Genomic DNA, 15,473 nt, shown 5'->3' on the forward strand with positions numbered 1-15,473 from the left:
CGCGCCGACATTATCTCTAAGCCCTCATAAAGGGCCCGTCATTTTGACGTTGGGAAGTTGGCCGAGGTCGACTCAGGAAACAGGTTTAAGATCATGACATATAAAGTCGCGGTCGTCGGCGCGACCGGCGCAGTCGGGCGGGAATTGCTTCGTATCCTTGCTGAGCGCGATTTCCCGGCGTCGGAAGTCGCCGCACTCGCCTCCGCGCGCTCTACGGGGCAGAAAGTCTCATTCGGGGATAAAAAGATCCTCACGGTTCAGAACCTTGAAACTTTTAACTTTACGGGTTGGGATATTGCGCTCTTCTCCCCCGGCGCCGCCATCTCCGCCCTTCATGCCCCGCGCGCGGCCGCGGCTGACTGCATCGTGATCGACAATACGTCACATTTCCGCATGGAGCCGGATGTGCCGCTGGTCGTGCCCGAGGTGAATCCCGAGGCACTCAAGAAAGCCCGCCGCAACATCATCGCAAACCCGAACTGCTCGACAGCCCAATTGGTGCTCGCGCTGAAACCGCTGCATGATCTGTTCAGGATCCAGCGCGTCGTCGTCTCAACCTACCAGGCTGTCTCCGGCGCGGGTAAGGAAGGGATGGATGAACTGTTTGTGCAGACCAAAGGCAGCTTTGTCGACGACGCACCGCGTATCAGCCAGTTCACGAAGCAGATCGCCTTCAATGTCATTCCACATATTGATAAATTCATGCCGGATGGCGCGACGAAGGAAGAGTGGAAAATGGCGGTCGAGACGCGCAAGATTCTCGACCCGGATATTCAATTGACGGCGACCTGCGTGCGCGTGCCGGTATTTATCGGCCATTCTGAAGCGGTAAATATCGCGTTTGAAAATAAAATCGATCTTAAAGCCGCACGGGAAGCCTTGCGCGCCGCCCCCGGGATCATCCTCCGTGATGAGCGAGAGGATGACGGTTACGTCACGCCGATTGAATGTGTGGGGGAGGACGCGACGTATATTTCGCGTCTTCGTATTGATGAGACGGTTGAAAACGGCCTGGCGCTCTGGTGCGTCTCAGATAATCTGCGAAAAGGCGCGGCCTTGAATGCCGTTCAGATTGCTGAAACCCTTATATCTATGGGTCTTGTGAAACATTGATGGTTGGCCACATGCGCAACCGGTCAAATCATCACACTTAGCCCCGTTTACAGGTCATGGCACCGTGAGCGGAGCGGTTGCCGCGCCTGGCCGTTTAAACAACCATGCGTCATCGTTGGCATAATACCTTCCCTCTCGTGACTTGCCTAATGTTCAGGTCAATGCAAGATATTCGTCATGGAGACATCAGCGCGACTTAAAGACGATTTTCCACCGACCCATCGCGTCGGGTTGCTGCTCATTAATCTCGGCACCCCTGACGGGACAGGATATTTCACCGTCAGGCGCTATCTGCGTGAATTCCTTTCCGATCGCCGCGTGATTGAGGCGCCGGCTGCCATCTGGCAACCTCTGCTCCATGGTATCATCCTCCCCCGGCGGTCGTTTAAAAGTGGCGCGGCCTATAAACGCATCTGGGATAAGGCGCAGGATGCAAGCCCGCTGCGTGTCATCAGCGCCGCGCAGGTGCAGAAGGTCGCGGCGAGATTGGGGCCGGATGTCGCCGTTTCAGTCGCCATGCGCTACGGCACACCATCGATAAGCCAAGGCGTCGACGCCCTTCTGACGGCGGGGTGCACGCGTATTGTCGCTTTTCCCCTTTATCCGCAATACAGCGCCGCCACGACGGCAACCGCGAATGATCACCTCTTCCGCACGCTCATGAAGCGGCGAAATCAGCCCGCCATCAGCACAATTCCGGCTTTTCCCGATCATCCCCTTTACATCAAGGCCCTTGCATCGAGCCTGTGCGCGCATCTCGCGGCCCTCACTTATAAACCGGAGCGCATCGTGATCTCGTTTCATGGTATGCCGCAAAAATGCATCGCGCAGGGTGATCCTTATGCCGCGCATTGTGAACGCACGGCACACGCCTTGCGGGCGGAGATGGGCGCGGCGGCGGACTTCATGCCCATGACGTTTCAATCGCGCTTCGGGCCGATGGCGTGGCTTCAACCTTACACAGCGCCCTACGTTGAGGCCCTCGCACGACAGAATGTACGCCGTATCGCCGTCATCACGCCCGGCTTTCTCGCAGATTGCCTTGAGACGCTTGACGAAATCGGCAATGAACTCCGCCACCAATTCCTTCAGGCCGGAGGGCAGGATTTCAGCGTGGTGCCATGTCTCAATGCGGATGAGGCGGCGATATCCCTCATCACTTCTCTAGCCCGTCCGGCGATTGAAAGCTTCTCAAACTGATCGGTGCCTTCGTCGAAGGTTATCTATAAGGCGGAACCGGACGCCCTCATTTTCGCTGGCAGCGAATTTGATTTCAGCGCGACGATCAAGCACGAAGCGGGCGGGCTAGCGCACGGCATAAACGGATGAAAAAAGGAGCCGGGTCATTTCGATAAAACTGGGTATCGGCATCACGACCTATAACCGCTCGGAGCGCATGAAACAGACGGTGGCGGCCGTGCGTCGACACACGCAGGCGGATCACCATCTGGTCGTCGTTGATGACGGCTCCGCTGACGAGACCGCCGAAACGCTGCGCGCACTTGATTGCGATTTCATCCTCGGTGGCCACCGCGGCATCGCCTGGAACAAAAATCGTGCGCTCTATTACCTGAAAGTCATGCAATCCTGTCAGGTCATCATCCTGCTTGAAGACGATACTTTCCCCACAGCGGATGGTTGGGAAACCCCATGGATTGAGGCTGGCCAGAAGCTGGGACACGCAAATCTCTACCTCCCGGACGTTTCGGGGGAGAATATTATCTGCGGCGCAGGCACGGGCGCGGACCTTTTTGTCGCGACGAATGTCTCCGGGCAATGCGCCGTTTTCCATCAGCAGGCGCTTGATCATGTCGGTTATCTGGACTCACGCTTCACAGGTTACGGATATGAACATGCTGAGCACACGCAACGCATGACCGAAACCGGATTTGGCGGCCTTGTGAAAGATGAGGGCGAGGCGCGTCTTCATTGCCCATTCCTCATTCAGTCTTCGCTTGAGGTGACGGAACGGCGCACCGAACTGCCGGAGGAAGAAATCGCCCGAAGTGGCGCGATCTGGTCTCAGATCCGACATGACCAGCTTTACCGCGCCGCACGGCGGAATGACGCCGAACGCGCTGTGTTCCTCGCAGAGATGTATGCCGCCCGCGATTATCAGCGCGCAGAGACCGCCATCCCCTTATGGCATCGCTGGGTGATCGTGACGGATCAGGAATTTCACCTGCGGTATCATGCCGCGGAGCGTGTCATTGAAACATCTGAAGAAGCGCCCGATCGGCCGGTTATCGCTTTCTGCGCCGGGCGGCGCCTCCATTTTATGCTCAAATCGACGGAGGGGCTGGTATTTCTCGTGCCGTCCCTGCAGGGCGCTCTGAATTTTACGCCGCAATCGACACCAACTCCCGGCGCGGAGCTGACGATTGGTCGTGGGCATCGTCGCACCCTGACAATATGGCGCCGGGGGTCATCCTCTCACTTATCAGGAAGGTGACGGCGCTCGGCTTGTCATGGCCACCGGGCAAAAGGATCACGGCGCTTTCATGTTTCTGCGCTATGACCTTGAGGCCCCATAAGCGACATTGTGACGGGCGATTTCTTCAGTCTCTCTGTGCTTCCTCGCGTGTATAAATATCGTCGAGGCGGATAATGTCATCTTCCTCCAGATAAAGGCCGGTCTGCACCTCAATCACAATCAAGGGTTCCGCGCCGAGATTTTCCAACCGGTGGGGCGTGCCGACGGGAATGTAAATGCTTTCATTCGCTGAAATTGTCAGAATATCGGCGTGGCGCGTTACCGTCGCCGTTCCGCTGACAACGACCCAGTGCTCCGCGCGATGCTGGTGCTTCTGAAGTGACAATTTTCCACGCGGGTGAGCGAAAATCTGCTTGACCTGAAACGCCCCCCCTCTAGCAAGAGACGTATAATGCCCCCAGGGGCGGTAGATCTTCCTGTGCGATGTGGCGGCGCGATGTCCCAGGAATTCCAGCTTTTTAACAATCTTCCGGACTTCCTGCCCTTGGCCCCGCCTTGTCACCATCACCGCGTCCTCCGTGGCGACAACCATCGTATCTTCCATCCCGGCAAGAGCGATCAGGGGGCCATCCGTCTGAACCAGGCAATCATGGGAGTTGTCAAGTATAACGTCGCCGCGCGTGGCGTTACCCGCCGCGTCCTTGTCTTGCGCTTTCCAGACGGCGTCCCAGCTCCCGATATCCGACCAGCCGAAATGGCTTTTGACAACAGCGGCACATTCCGTTTTTTCCGCGATTGCATAATCGACAGAAATCAAGGGGCAGCGTGCGAAAGCTTCGGCATCTAAACGCTCAAAATCAAGGTCGCGCTTGCGGCCCCGCACCGCAGATTCCGTCGCCTCCCCAATGGCCGGGGCGTGGCGCTGGATTTCCCGAATAAATGTGGCCGCGCTCGTGACAAACATGCCGGAATTCCAGAGCACGTGACCGCTGCGGATCAACGCCTCTGCCGCGTCGCGGGTCGGTTTTTCGATAAAGCGCCGGACATGAAAAACGGAGGCATCTTTTTTAGAGGCGTGTATCGAAAGGGGCGTGCCCGTCTCAATGTAACCATAACCTGTCTCCGGATTGTCCGGCGTGATACCGAATGTGGCGATATAGCCTTGCTGAGCCGCTTTGACGGCCAGGTCGAGGCTGTCTTTCAAGGCTTTCTCATCACGGATCAGGGCATCGGCGGCCATCACCCACATGATGGCATTTGGATCTTCCTCCGCAAGGAGGTAAGCGGCGGCGGCGATGGCCGGGCCGGAATTGCGCGCCTCCGGCTCAAGTACAATGCGTGGTGACAAGATGCCGATTTGTCGCATCTGTTCCGCTACGATGAAACGATGCGCGGCATTGCAGATGATCAATGGCGCGGCGTCACTCACCGCCCGCCCACGCAGGACGGTTTGCTGTATCAGGGTTTGCTGCGAGATGAGGGGCCAAAATTGCTTTGGGAAGCTGTATCGGGAAACAGGCCATAAACGTGTCCCGGAACCGCCAGAGAGTACAATAGGTATGATCTTCTGAGACATTTATTTCGCTGATGACCTCCGAGCAGAACTGACCATCCGTGATTTGACACGGTTCAACGGGCGGACGTCAATATCCCCGGAAACTCAGCGTGACAGGCACCGTGCCTGCTATCCTGCCTCAGGGCTCATAGAGCATCGGCACTACGGCGACGATCAGCAGCAGGCCCATGGCAATATTGAAATAACGTAACCGGCGGGGGCGGGAAAGATAGGATTTTGTCATGATCCCGGCGACAGCCCAGATAACAACCGCCGGAATTGTGCCAAGCCCGAGGAAAAGGCTGATGATCAACATCGACGCATAATGATGCGCGGGATCTGCATAAAGCGCGATGCCACCCAACACGATCACCCAACTTTTTGGGTTGACGATCTGGAACATTGCCGCTTGAATGAACGTCATTGGTGGCTTGCGCGCCGTATTCACCGTCGGGTTCACAGGCGATGTCGCGATGCGGATGGCGAGGAAGATCAGATAGCCACCACCCAAAAATTTAAGGACTTGCCGGGCGACAGGCACCATATTGAACAACGCGTCCAGACCGAGGCCACAGGCCCATAACTCGACGAGGAAGCCGAACAACGCCAAGGATCTGCGGCCACAGGCGTTTTATACTGAAATGCACGGCTGAGGCGAAGGCCAGAAGCATGTTTGGTCCAGGCGTCACAAGAGACGCCACCGCGTAAAGCGTCAGCGACCACAAAACGCTTCCACTCATTTTGGCCCTCCAATTTTCATCAAAAAGACAAACGCGCCGACGTCACAAATCGTCCGACGCGGCGTCTGAGGATGAGGGCCGCGGAAGAAACCTCCCGCTTCGGTAGGGTACTGACCTCCTGGGGCGACTCACCGAGAGAAGATATGGTCGGAGTGAGAGGATTCGAACCTCCGGCCCCTGCGTCCCGAACACAGTGCTCTACCGGGCTGAGCTACACTCCGACATGTCGCAGGGCTATATAACTCCAGGGCGCGAAGTGCAAGAGGCCGGGCGCGATTTAATCATTCTGATTTCTTAAATGATCGGCAATGTTTTTGCGTGTCAGACCGTGCTGAGGCGTGAAAGAACCGCGTCGACATCTGACATGACTTCATAGCATGTCTGTATATCCGGGTCCGCGAAACCCTGCGCGATGGCACCATTGAGACTTGCGAGTAAGTGATCGGCCCATCCATGATAATTCAGGATGATGATCGGCTTGTCATGTAGTCGAAGATGCCGCCATGTCAAGACTTCAAATAACTCATCAAAAGTGCCGATACCGCCGGGAAGAATGATGAAGGCTTCCGCCCGGTCCAACATGACCTGTTTGCGCGTGTGCAGAGATGGCGTCAGGATCAATTCAGACACACCCTCGTGCATGACTTCCCGATGATGCAGAAAAGTCGGGATCACACCGATGACCGCCCCACCCTCTTGCAAAGCCGCGTCAGCGAGCACGCCCATCAGGCCACTTTTTGCCTCGCCATAAATAAGGGTGATGCCCTGCCGTGCCAGCCCTGCGCCGAGATGCGCCGCCAGATCTGCGAACGCGCTCCCGACACTCAGGCGGGAACCACAAAACACAGAAGCAGACCTTACCATAATGAGGCACCCTCCGAAATTGCGCGTTCACACCGCTTATTGCAGCACGCAAACAAAAAACCTGTCAAACAGGGGTGCGGAATGAGCCGGGATGAAGCGACGCGCTCTCAGGCCATGCGCTGGTTTAAATGTTTCTGCAAAGCCAGAAGGGTGACGGCACCGAGTGTCGTGATGGTGGCTGTGAGGATAAACAACGCCGCATATCCCGCGAGCGCGATCACCAGGCCAAGAATGGGACCTGACAGGCCGATGGCCAGATCGGAGAAGACCGAATAAGCCCCGAGCGCCGCCCCGCGATTTTCCGCGCCGGCGCTTTCCACCGCGAGAACGCCCAGCGCCGGAAAAATGAGGGAAAAACCGACCCCCGTCAGCGCCGCACCAAAAAATGCCGAGATGACGGTGCCGGAGAAAGCGAGCACCAACAGGCCCATCGCTTCTACCAGAAGGGAGATCATCGCCACGCGCGCCCCGCCAAAGCGCGCGATCTGCTGCGTGAAGATGAAGCGCACACAGACAAAGACCAGGCCAAAGATCGCAAGCGCCAGGGACGCACCGGGCCATTGCCGGGCCGCATAATAAAGGTGGAGACACGAAGATATAGCACCGAACCCGACCGCCCCGCAGGACAGGAGACCACCGAGCGGGAGCACCCGCCTAAAAACTTGCCAGAACGGCATCGGCGCCTTACCCGTCGGAAGCGGAATCACTTTGGGAATGCCCTGCGCATAAAAAGCCCCGATGAGGGGTAGGAGGATGGAGACAGTGCCGATGAGGATGAACCCACCCCAATGACCGCCAAAATGGTAGAATTGCGCGCCGATCGTCGCACCGATGGCGATGCCCCGTAGGAGGTGACGCCATTCCAGGAAATAGCCTGCGCGGTACGTGATGGCCCGGCCCGGCGGATATTCCAGATGATGGGGGCCGTCGTCGTCCAGCTCTCCCCCCAGCCCAGCGCGCATCGACTGGCGAAGAGCGTGAAGAGCGATAAAAATGCGAGATGTGCCATGAGTCCGGAAAGGAGCAATAAAACACCTGAAAATACGCAGAGCACCAACCCGGCGATCACGACTGTTTTGGGACCGCGTAAATCGATGCGCTTACCTGCCTGGGGCCGGGAGGCGAACGTCGCGAAATATTGGAGGGAGACAGCGAGCCCCGCCCATACGGTGTTGAAATGCAGGATCTCAACCATGAAAAGAGGAATGACAGCTATGGGAAGGCCGACAATCAGATAAGCAATGAAATTGAAACTCACGACCGGCACAAGGCTGTGCCGGGAGAAGCGCAAAAACGGTAAACGTCGGGAAAGCATCAAAAACTTATACCCTGTTTCATGATGACATCAATCTCGGCTTCACAGGGGCGAATACGTCTTGCAATCTTAACATGATAGCGGCGTCCCTGATGCCGGGACCAAGGAGAGTCCGATGAAGGCGCCGTGGTAACGCGGCAGGCGGCTTCCGGGTTAAAATAACGTCATTTGCGGGTTGTGCGTGGCTTCCGCTCCGGTAAAGGAGGAAAGAGTAAAGCCCAAAAGCCTGATCCCCATGCGAAAAGGGGCTTCTGATTGCAATAAATGCAGGGCAGCTTCCCACATCATGGATTTTTCGCTGACAAATTCCTTGAGGGAAGTCGCACGCGTAATTATTCGAAAGTCGGAAAATTTGATTTTCAGTGTGACGGTGCGCGCGTGGAGATTTTTCTCTATATAAGCAACCCACACACGATCCGCTACATCCGAGAGTGCTTCCTCCGCCGCGGGAAGATCGTGAATATCATGCGCGTGGGTCGTCTCGCTGCCGATTGATTTCCGGACGCGGTGCGGATCAACAGGTCGATCATCAATCGCGCGCGCGATATTATAGTAGAAATTCGCGACCTTGCCGAAATGGGCACGCAACATGTCTCGGGAAACCTGGCGCAGGTCCTTCCCCGTGTGGATCCCGAGGGCTTCCATGCGCCGCGCTGTCGCCGGGCCGATGCCATGAAATTGAGATACGGGAAGACGGGCGACGAAGTCCGGCCCCTGAGCGGGGGTAATGACAAACAAACCATCCGGCTTGCGACAGTCGGATGCGAGTTTTGCCAAAAAACGATTATATGAGACGCTGGCCGATGCGGTCAGCCCCGTCTCACGCCTTATATCCTCACGTATCGCCTCGGCAATTGCGGTGGCGGAACCATATTTCGATGCGGCTTCCGTAACGTCGAGATAGGCCTCATCAAGGGAAAGAGGCTGGATGATGGCGGTATAACGTCGGAAGATCTCATGGATCTGCGCGGAGACGGCATGATAGACGGGGAAGCGCGTCGCGCCACGATGGACGGCATGGCTGACCGCACCCCGTAAGCCCGCGCCTCATAACTGGCCGCCGCCGCCCCACGTCCCTCCTCCGCCCGCCCAACAGCAAGGGGCTGCCCACGAAGTGCAGGTTGGTCACGCTGTTCAACCGATGCGTAAAACGCATCCATATCGATGTGGATAATACGCCGAGACGTAACACCTGGCTGTGGCGATGAGCTGAACAATCTCGTCTGACTGCATGTGAAATATGTTGGGTGACGAGTTTAGCATATTTTGAGGGCAGGCGTGGGAATTTCGTGCCGAACCATGAAGGCAAGTCATCAATGCCGTGGGCGGTGAACACAAGCTTGTTACGTGGCTTTGAGCGTGTGGTTTATGGCAGATTGTTGCTGTGAAGAGTGTCGAAGACGAATTAAAGTCATCTTCGATGATTCGAGAAAAACTTCGCTTTAAATGCCCGACTTGGCGCCCATCATTGACACATTAACCCAATCTAGTGGGAGCATGATAATAAAATTCATCCTTTGCGGTTTTCTGATCATGCTCATGTCAAGTAATATGAAACTTCCGATATTCGCGTATTATTCCCGCATATCTGATGATTACGGTCGAACACATCTTATTGATGCCGCTCCGACAATTTTCGCTTTGTCCCAAGGTCTATTTTCTTATTTGATCGGGTCACTAAGTCATCGGTGGGGCACAGCACGGATATTGATTTTTGGAACATTTTTCGCTTCAGTCGTGCTGCTTGCCCTTCCAGGTTCTGAAAATCCGATATCATTTGTGTTGCTCTATGGATTTTGCGCCTCTTTCGCTCTCACATGCATCAGCTACGTTCCATTATCCGTGCTAATCGATCAAGTATCTGAGCGCGGGAAGACCGGTTTCAGTTACGCTCTTGTTATCAATGGTGCGGCCGTCGGTTACGTTATATTCGCTCCGGTCTGGATCTTAGCGCAGACTTCAATTCATTGGCAGGATAGTTTTCGCTATGAATCGGCGGCCTTTGCCTCGCTCGGTATCATCTTACTTTTTGTATTCAGAGAGTTTTCGTGGAGGCCGAACGAAGCGCCGTGCCACGACCTCAAACGAGAGTTCCTTTTTCCACGCTCTGCGCACTGGAATTCTCACGAAAAACGCATTTTCGCCATTTTAGGCGCTGGATTTTTCTGTTGCGGCGCGACGATGTCCTTTATCGACGCTTTACTCGTCCCGCCATGGCAGATGCAGAACGCAACATCATGGGTCATGGCATCAAGTCTTTCGGTTCTGGGACTTCTCGAAATCATCAGCGGACTCATCGCCGGTTATCTTGCGGACGGATTGCATAAACTGAAATATCTTGGAGCTTTTTATTCTCTTAAAGGACTGAGCTTTTTACTTTTCGCATTTCTTTATTCTCCTTTGACCGCGATGACCTTTTGCATCGTTTTCGGGGTGAGCTTTCTCGGTTCAGTCGTGATGACGTCGGCCGTGTCACTTGAGGTCTTCTGCTCGCGTCGGCACGGTTCCATTTTCGGAATGCTCTTCCTCATCCATCAGATCGGAGGGGTAATCGCTCTCGGCTTCGGCTTTATGACCATCCGAAATTTGCACGCTTTCTTCCTCCACATCCTCATTCTCTCCTCTCTAACCCTCATCGCAGCGCTTGCTTGCTTCGCAACCCGCTATCCCCTAAGCCCTTCCCTCCGAACCCGCAGAAATGGAGTAATAAGAAGATGAACCACTTAGTCGAGAGATGTTCTAAAGATCGCGCCAATTTCGAAACGCGCGCAGTGAGACATGGTCAGCACTCCCTATGTGAGGATTTTCATTGCGAGCCGATTTCACTTACTTCTCCCTACAGATTCGTCGACGCAGACCAGGCCCATAGGCGTTTCTCAGAGCGCGATCACGGAAATGTATACAGCCGTTTATCCAACCCCACGGTCGACGCTCTGGGCGCACGAATTGCTGCTTTGGAGCATGCGGAGGAGGGCGTCATGTTCTCCTCAGGAATGAGTGCGATCACGGCTTTAGGGCATGCCTTTCTAACTCGAGAGAGCAATATCGTGTGCTCCCGAGACGTTTTCGGCACAACTAAGCACGTATTTTCACATTATTTTGGTAAACTCGGCGTGGAAACTCGCTTTGTCGACCCCACCGACAATGATCAATGGGCTAAAGCCATCGATAAGCAGACCGCGATTATATTTGCGGAGACGCCCTCAAATACACGGCAAACTGTGGCTGACATAAGAATGATCGGACAATGCGCGCGGTCGAACAAAAGTGTCTTTGTCGTTGACAATACATTGATGACACCCGTTCTTCAGAATCCAATATCTCTGGGGGCTGACCTCGTATTGCACTCAGCGGGCAAATATCTGGACGATCAAGGTCGCTGCGTAGCGGGCGCTATTGCTGGCTCAAAATTATTGATCAATCCTTTGAAAGAGGTCTTGCGTTCCCTCGGGCCCTGTCTTGGACCTGTCGAAGCGTGGCTCATTTTGAAGGGTATTGAGACTTTGGCAATCAGAGTCATGAAAGCCCAACAGAACACGCGTGCAATCGCAGACTTCCTTCATCACTCAAGATACGTCAAATCGATTTTCTATTCAGGTAGTCAATGTCACCCGCAAGCCGAATTAATTAAGAAGCAACAATTCGGAGGGGGGGGAGCGTCCTTAGTTTCGAAATCGCAGGAAATCGAGATGCCGCCTGGGCTCTCGTTCACAATCTTAAACTTATTTCTCGGGCCACGAGCCTCGGAGACACTCGAACGATGATCACTCACCCCACCACCACGACTCACATCGGTTTAAGCGCAGAAGAGAAAGCGCAATCAGGAATTACGGACGCGCTCCTCCGTCTTTCCGTTGGAATCGAGCATCAGAATGACCTGATTTACGACCTTGATCAGGCAATGAGGTCCGCCAACAATATTTAACGAATATTGATTGATATCGAGGGGAGTGGCAGTCTGATAAACAGAAGCTGAACTTTGGCGGAAGCAAACAAATGTGTGGAAACGAAGCGCCCCTACCGAAATATGAGGTTCTTTCGACGCGAATGGCGTATCAAAACCCTTGGACAGCCGTCAGAGAGGACATTATCCGTCGTCCGAACGGGAAAGAGGGGCTCTATGGTGTTGTTGAGCGGGGGGGGAATTCGTCGTCATCCTGCCATTGGGGCATGATGGCGTTGAACACACTGTGACACTTGTCTGGCAATATCGTTACCCGATTGATGCGCGTTTGTGCGAATTGCCGATGGGCATGTGGGAGACACGTCCCGACGTCGCGCCGGAGGTTGTGGCCGCTGGGGAGCTTCGAGAGGAAACTGGACTCGTCGCGAAGGACCTCCTATATGCGGGTTCCATGTGGCAGGGGGCCGGTTATTCGACGCAGAAGGGCCACATTTATCTCGCGAAAAACCTGACACAAGGCCCGGTTTCACGGGAGGAGACGGAGGACGATCTGAACTGCCACACCGTAACTCTGTCGCGGTTTCGAGACATGATTACGCGGCAGGAAATCACCTGCATGGTTTCATTAGCGGCTTACGCACGTATTGAGGCTATGGGCTTACTGCGATCATTGGAGGATTGACGCGCCTACTTCGGCAGGTCTAAACATTGTGGAACGCTTTTCCAACAGCATATGATCAACTATTTCTTATGCCAATGTTAAGCGATCAATAATCGAGGAAATCTTATGACGCGATTCAACCGTTTAGGCGCCGTGCTCGTCGCCTCATGCACAATGTTGTCTGCACCCTATGCACTATCCGACTCACCGAAGGTCGCTTCTGGCGACTACAAAGTTGAGCCTGCCCATACGCAGATCGTTTTTTCGGTCCTGCATTTTGGTTTCACGCCCTTTTCCGGGATGTTCAGACAGGCCAGCGGGAAGCTCCATCTCGACAGCGCTGATCCTTCAAAATCGACTCTCACCGTTACTGTGCCAGTTTCTTCAATCGAGACATCGAACAATGTCCTCAATCGTGAGTTGAAGGGGGATGCGTGGTTTGATAGCGCCAAGTATCCGAATGTGACTTTCGTCTCAACGAAAGTGACGCCGATGCCAGGCAACCGTGACGGTTGAAACCTGTGGCCTATGAGCAGAGGAGCCTGTCAGATTGAGTATGATTGTGATGGTTGCGGGGGCAGGATTTGAACCTGCGGCCTTCAGGTTATGAGCCTGACGAGCTACCGGGCTGCTCCACCCCGCGCTGGTGGGGGATGAGTGACTTGACCCCCTATTGTTACAGGTTTGATTTGGGTGGATCAGGAGACCTGGCGGCGACCGACTTTTCCGCAGCTTAAGCTGCAGTATCATAGGCGCTAGGGCGTTTCACGGCCGAGTTCGGGAAGGGATCGGGTGGAAATCTCCCGCCATGGCCACCAGGTCATCTGGCCCACCCTTTGCAGGGTGGAGAGGCTGGTGCATGCCCTGTCTCTCTTAATGAGTGAGACGGGTTGAGGAGGATGAGGAGGATGAGATGAGAGACACGCTTTGGATGCGTGGATGACTGCTATGTATGTGCATGCTGCTTTCCTGTTAGGGAGAGCGGCGTTGATGTGAATAATCAAGGGCGATTAGGACTGGTCAGCTGCACGTGTTACCACGCTTTCACACCCAGCCTATCGACGTGATGGTCTTTCACGGCCCTGTGAGACCTTGTTTTGAGGTAGGTTTCCCGCTTAGATGCTTTCAGCGGTTATCCTGTCCATACTTAGCTACCCGGCGGTGCCGCTGGCGCGACAACCGGTGCACCAGAGGTATGTTCATCCCGGTCCTCTCGTACTAGGGACAAATCCTCTCAAGTCTCTTACACCCACGGCAGATAGGGACCGAACTGTCTCACGACGTTCTAAACCCAGCTCACGTACCACTTTAATCGGCGAACAGCCGAACCCTTGGGACCTGCTCCAGCCCCAGGATGTGATGAGCCGACATCGAGGTGCCAAACCTCCCCGTCGATGTGGACTCTTGGGGGAGATCAGCCTGTTATCCCTAGAGTACCTTTTATCCGTTGAGCGATGGCCCGTCCACGTGGGACCACCGGATCACTATGGCCGACTTTCGTCTCTGTTCGAGCTGTCACTCTCACAGTCAGGCGGGCTTATGCCATTGCACTCGACAGTCGGTTTCCGACCGACCTGAGCCCACCATCGCGCGCCTCCGTTACACTTTGGGAGGCGACCGCCCCAGTCAAACTGCCCACCATGCAGGATCCCGGACCCGGCTTACGGGTCGCGGTTAGACATCAAAGACAGTCAGGGTGGTATTTCAAGGATGGCTCCACACAGACTGGCGCCCATGCTTCATAGCCTCCCACCTATCCTACACAGAATGTCTCTGATGCCACTGCAAAGCTGCAGTAAAGGTTCATAGGGTCTTTCCGTCTGACCGCGGGTACCCCGCATCTTCACGGGGAATTCAATTTCGCTGAGCCGATGCTGGAGACAGTGGGGAAGTCGTTACGCCATTCGTGCAGGTCGGAACTTACCCGACAAGGAATTTCGCTACCTTAGGACCGTTATAGTTACGGCCGCCGTTTACCGGGGCTTTAATTCAATGCTCTCACATCTCCTCTTAACCTTCCGGCACCGGGCAGGCGTCAGGCCGTATACGTCGTCTCTCGACTTCGCACAGCCCTGTGTTTTTACTAAACAGTCGCTACCCCCTGGTCTGTGCCACCCGCACATGGTTGCCCACATACGGGTCTCGCTTATCCCGAAGTTACACGAGCAATTTGCCTAGTTCCTTCAGCATCGTTCTCTCAAGCGCCTTGGTATACTCTACCAGTCCACCTGTGTCGGTTTCGGGTACGGTCTATATGCCAGAGCTCTTTCCCGGAATGCTCCAAAAGCCTGTCCAATCCATTAAGAACAGACAACATCTCGCATTCGTCACTTCTGGCAGGCCCAGTAATATTCAACTGGTTCCCATCGACTACGGCTTTCGCCCTCGCCTTAGGGGCCGGCTTACCCTGCGTGGATTAACCTTGCGCAGGAACCCTTGGACTTTCGGCGACAGTGTTTCTCGCACTGTTTGTCGCTACTCATGTCAGCATTCGCACTTCCGATATCTCCAGAGAGGGTCACCCCATCTCCTTCGCAGACTTACGGAACGCTCCGCTACCGCGCATACAATGTATGCACCCACAGCTTCGGCACGTGGCTTGAGCCCCGTTACATTTTCGGCGCAGGGTTTCTATTAGACCAGTGAGCTATTACGCTTTCTTTAAAGGATGGCTGCTTCTAAGCCAACCTCCTGGTTGTTTTGGAATCCCCACATCCTTTCCCACTTAGCCACGATTTAGGGGCCTTAGCTGGTGGTCTGGGCTGTTTCCCTCTCGACAATGGACCTTAGCACCCATCGTCTGTCTGCCGTGCTCATACTCCTCGGTATTCGGAGTTTGGTTAGGTTTGGTAAGGCTTTGGGCCCCCCTAGCCCATCCAGTGCTCTA

At 54.9% G+C, this 15,473-nt stretch carries 11 protein-coding genes, 2 tRNA genes, 2 rRNA genes and 2 pseudogenes (1 of these 17 running past the window's edge); 7 read left to right on the top strand and 10 right to left on the bottom strand.

Going from position 1 to position 15,473, the window contains the following annotated elements; all coding sequences use genetic code 11:
- Positions 1–93: 93 nt before the first annotated feature.
- The 3 genes from AAYR33_08370 to AAYR33_08380 all read left to right on the top strand — a co-directional run bounded on the left by AAYR33_08370 (position 94) and on the right by AAYR33_08380 (position 3,565).
- Entirely contained in the window at positions 94–1,113 is a 1,020-nt protein-coding gene (locus AAYR33_08370) for an aspartate-semialdehyde dehydrogenase (protein ID XAO71023.1), read from the top strand.
- 177 nt (positions 1,114–1,290) lie between these two features.
- On the top strand, positions 1,291–2,313 hold the full coding sequence (gene hemH, locus AAYR33_08375) for a ferrochelatase (GenBank protein ID XAO71024.1): 1,023 nt from the start codon (positions 1,291–1,293) through the stop codon (positions 2,311–2,313).
- 169 nt (positions 2,314–2,482) lie between these two features.
- Positions 2,483–3,565, top strand: coding sequence for a glycosyltransferase (locus tag AAYR33_08380; GenBank protein XAO72440.1), 1,083 nt, complete (start codon positions 2,483–2,485; stop codon positions 3,563–3,565).
- A gap of 106 nt (positions 3,566–3,671) precedes the next feature.
- Here the strand turns inward: AAYR33_08380 and AAYR33_08385 are convergent, their stop codons facing one another.
- The 7 genes and pseudogenes from AAYR33_08385 to dinB form a co-directional block, all read right to left on the bottom strand.
- Positions 3,672–5,123 (bottom strand): mannose-1-phosphate guanylyltransferase/mannose-6-phosphate isomerase, encoded by a 1,452-nt coding sequence (locus AAYR33_08385; GenBank protein XAO71025.1) that lies wholly within the window; start codon positions 5,121–5,123, stop codon positions 3,672–3,674.
- A 118-nt stretch (positions 5,124–5,241) separates the two neighbouring features.
- A complete protein-coding gene (locus AAYR33_08390; protein XAO71026.1) occupies positions 5,242–5,712 on the bottom strand; it encodes a LysE family translocator in 471 nt (156 codons plus the stop codon).
- A 274-nt stretch (positions 5,713–5,986) separates the two neighbouring features.
- Positions 5,987–6,063: transfer RNA gene (locus AAYR33_08395), tRNA-Pro, on the bottom strand.
- A gap of 100 nt (positions 6,064–6,163) precedes the next feature.
- Entirely contained in the window at positions 6,164–6,706 is a 543-nt protein-coding gene (locus AAYR33_08400; protein XAO71027.1) for a TIGR00730 family Rossman fold protein, read from the bottom strand.
- 107 nt (positions 6,707–6,813) lie between these two features.
- Positions 6,814–7,383, bottom strand: a complete 570-nt coding sequence (locus AAYR33_08405; protein XAO71028.1) for an MFS transporter — start codon at positions 7,381–7,383, stop codon at positions 6,814–6,816.
- 26 nt (positions 7,384–7,409) lie between these two features.
- Complete coding sequence (locus AAYR33_08410) at positions 7,410–8,021, bottom strand: MFS transporter (GenBank protein XAO72441.1); 612 nt, start codon at positions 8,019–8,021, stop codon at positions 7,410–7,412.
- A 153-nt stretch (positions 8,022–8,174) separates the two neighbouring features.
- A pseudogene (gene dinB / locus AAYR33_08415) lies at positions 8,175–9,181 on the bottom strand (DNA polymerase IV).
- 337 nt (positions 9,182–9,518) lie between these two features.
- Between dinB and AAYR33_08420 the strand changes: the two are divergent.
- The 4 genes and pseudogenes from AAYR33_08420 (at position 9,519) to AAYR33_08435 (ending at position 13,102) form a co-directional block, all read left to right on the top strand.
- Positions 9,519–10,739, top strand: coding sequence for an MFS transporter (locus tag AAYR33_08420; protein XAO72442.1), 1,221 nt, complete (start codon positions 9,519–9,521; stop codon positions 10,737–10,739).
- Positions 10,736–11,785, top strand: coding sequence for a PLP-dependent transferase (locus AAYR33_08425; protein XAO71029.1), 1,050 nt, complete (start codon positions 10,736–10,738; stop codon positions 11,783–11,785). Before AAYR33_08420 ends, AAYR33_08425 begins: the two co-directional genes overlap by 4 nt.
- Before the next feature lie 232 nt (positions 11,786–12,017).
- Positions 12,018–12,607, top strand: a pseudogene (locus AAYR33_08430) (NUDIX hydrolase).
- Between the two features lie 105 nt (positions 12,608–12,712).
- Entirely contained in the window at positions 12,713–13,102 is a 390-nt protein-coding gene (locus tag AAYR33_08435) for a YceI family protein (protein XAO71030.1), read from the top strand.
- Positions 13,103–13,152: 50 nt separating this feature from the next.
- On the opposite strand, the gene AAYR33_08440 is transcribed toward AAYR33_08435, so the two are convergent.
- The 3 genes from AAYR33_08440 to AAYR33_08450 all read right to left on the bottom strand — a co-directional run.
- Positions 13,153–13,229: transfer RNA gene (locus tag AAYR33_08440), tRNA-Met, on the bottom strand.
- Between the two features lie 62 nt (positions 13,230–13,291).
- Positions 13,292–13,406 (bottom strand): 5S ribosomal RNA (gene rrf / locus AAYR33_08445).
- A 169-nt stretch (positions 13,407–13,575) separates the two neighbouring features.
- Positions 13,576–15,473 (bottom strand): 23S ribosomal RNA (locus tag AAYR33_08450) (it continues 841 nt past the right edge of the window).

The organism is Acetobacteraceae bacterium (assembly GCA_039613835.1).
Taxonomy (GTDB): domain Bacteria; phylum Pseudomonadota; class Alphaproteobacteria; order Acetobacterales; family Acetobacteraceae; genus Sorlinia.

Excerpts from the sequence above, each read along its gene's own strand:
- AAYR33_08370 (XAO71023.1), top strand. The coding sequence starts at position 94 with ATGACATATAAAGTCGCGGTCGTCGGCGCGACCGGCGCAGTCGGGCGG.
- hemH (XAO71024.1), top strand. The coding sequence starts at position 1,291 with ATGGAGACATCAGCGCGACTTAAAGACGATTTTCCACCGACCCATCGC.
- AAYR33_08385 (XAO71025.1), bottom strand. The coding sequence starts at position 5,123 with ATGTCTCAGAAGATCATACCTATTGTACTCTCTGGCGGTTCCGGGACA.
- AAYR33_08400 (XAO71027.1), bottom strand. The coding sequence starts at position 6,706 with ATGGTAAGGTCTGCTTCTGTGTTTTGTGGTTCCCGCCTGAGTGTCGGG.
- AAYR33_08405 (XAO71028.1), bottom strand. The coding sequence starts at position 7,383 with ATGCCGTTCTGGCAAGTTTTTAGGCGGGTGCTCCCGCTCGGTGGTCTC.
- AAYR33_08410 (XAO72441.1), bottom strand. The coding sequence starts at position 8,021 with ATGCTTTCCCGACGTTTACCGTTTTTGCGCTTCTCCCGGCACAGCCTT.
- AAYR33_08420 (XAO72442.1), top strand. The coding sequence starts at position 9,519 with ATGATAATAAAATTCATCCTTTGCGGTTTTCTGATCATGCTCATGTCA.
- AAYR33_08425 (XAO71029.1), top strand. The coding sequence starts at position 10,736 with ATGAACCACTTAGTCGAGAGATGTTCTAAAGATCGCGCCAATTTCGAA.
- AAYR33_08435 (XAO71030.1), top strand. The coding sequence starts at position 12,713 with ATGACGCGATTCAACCGTTTAGGCGCCGTGCTCGTCGCCTCATGCACA.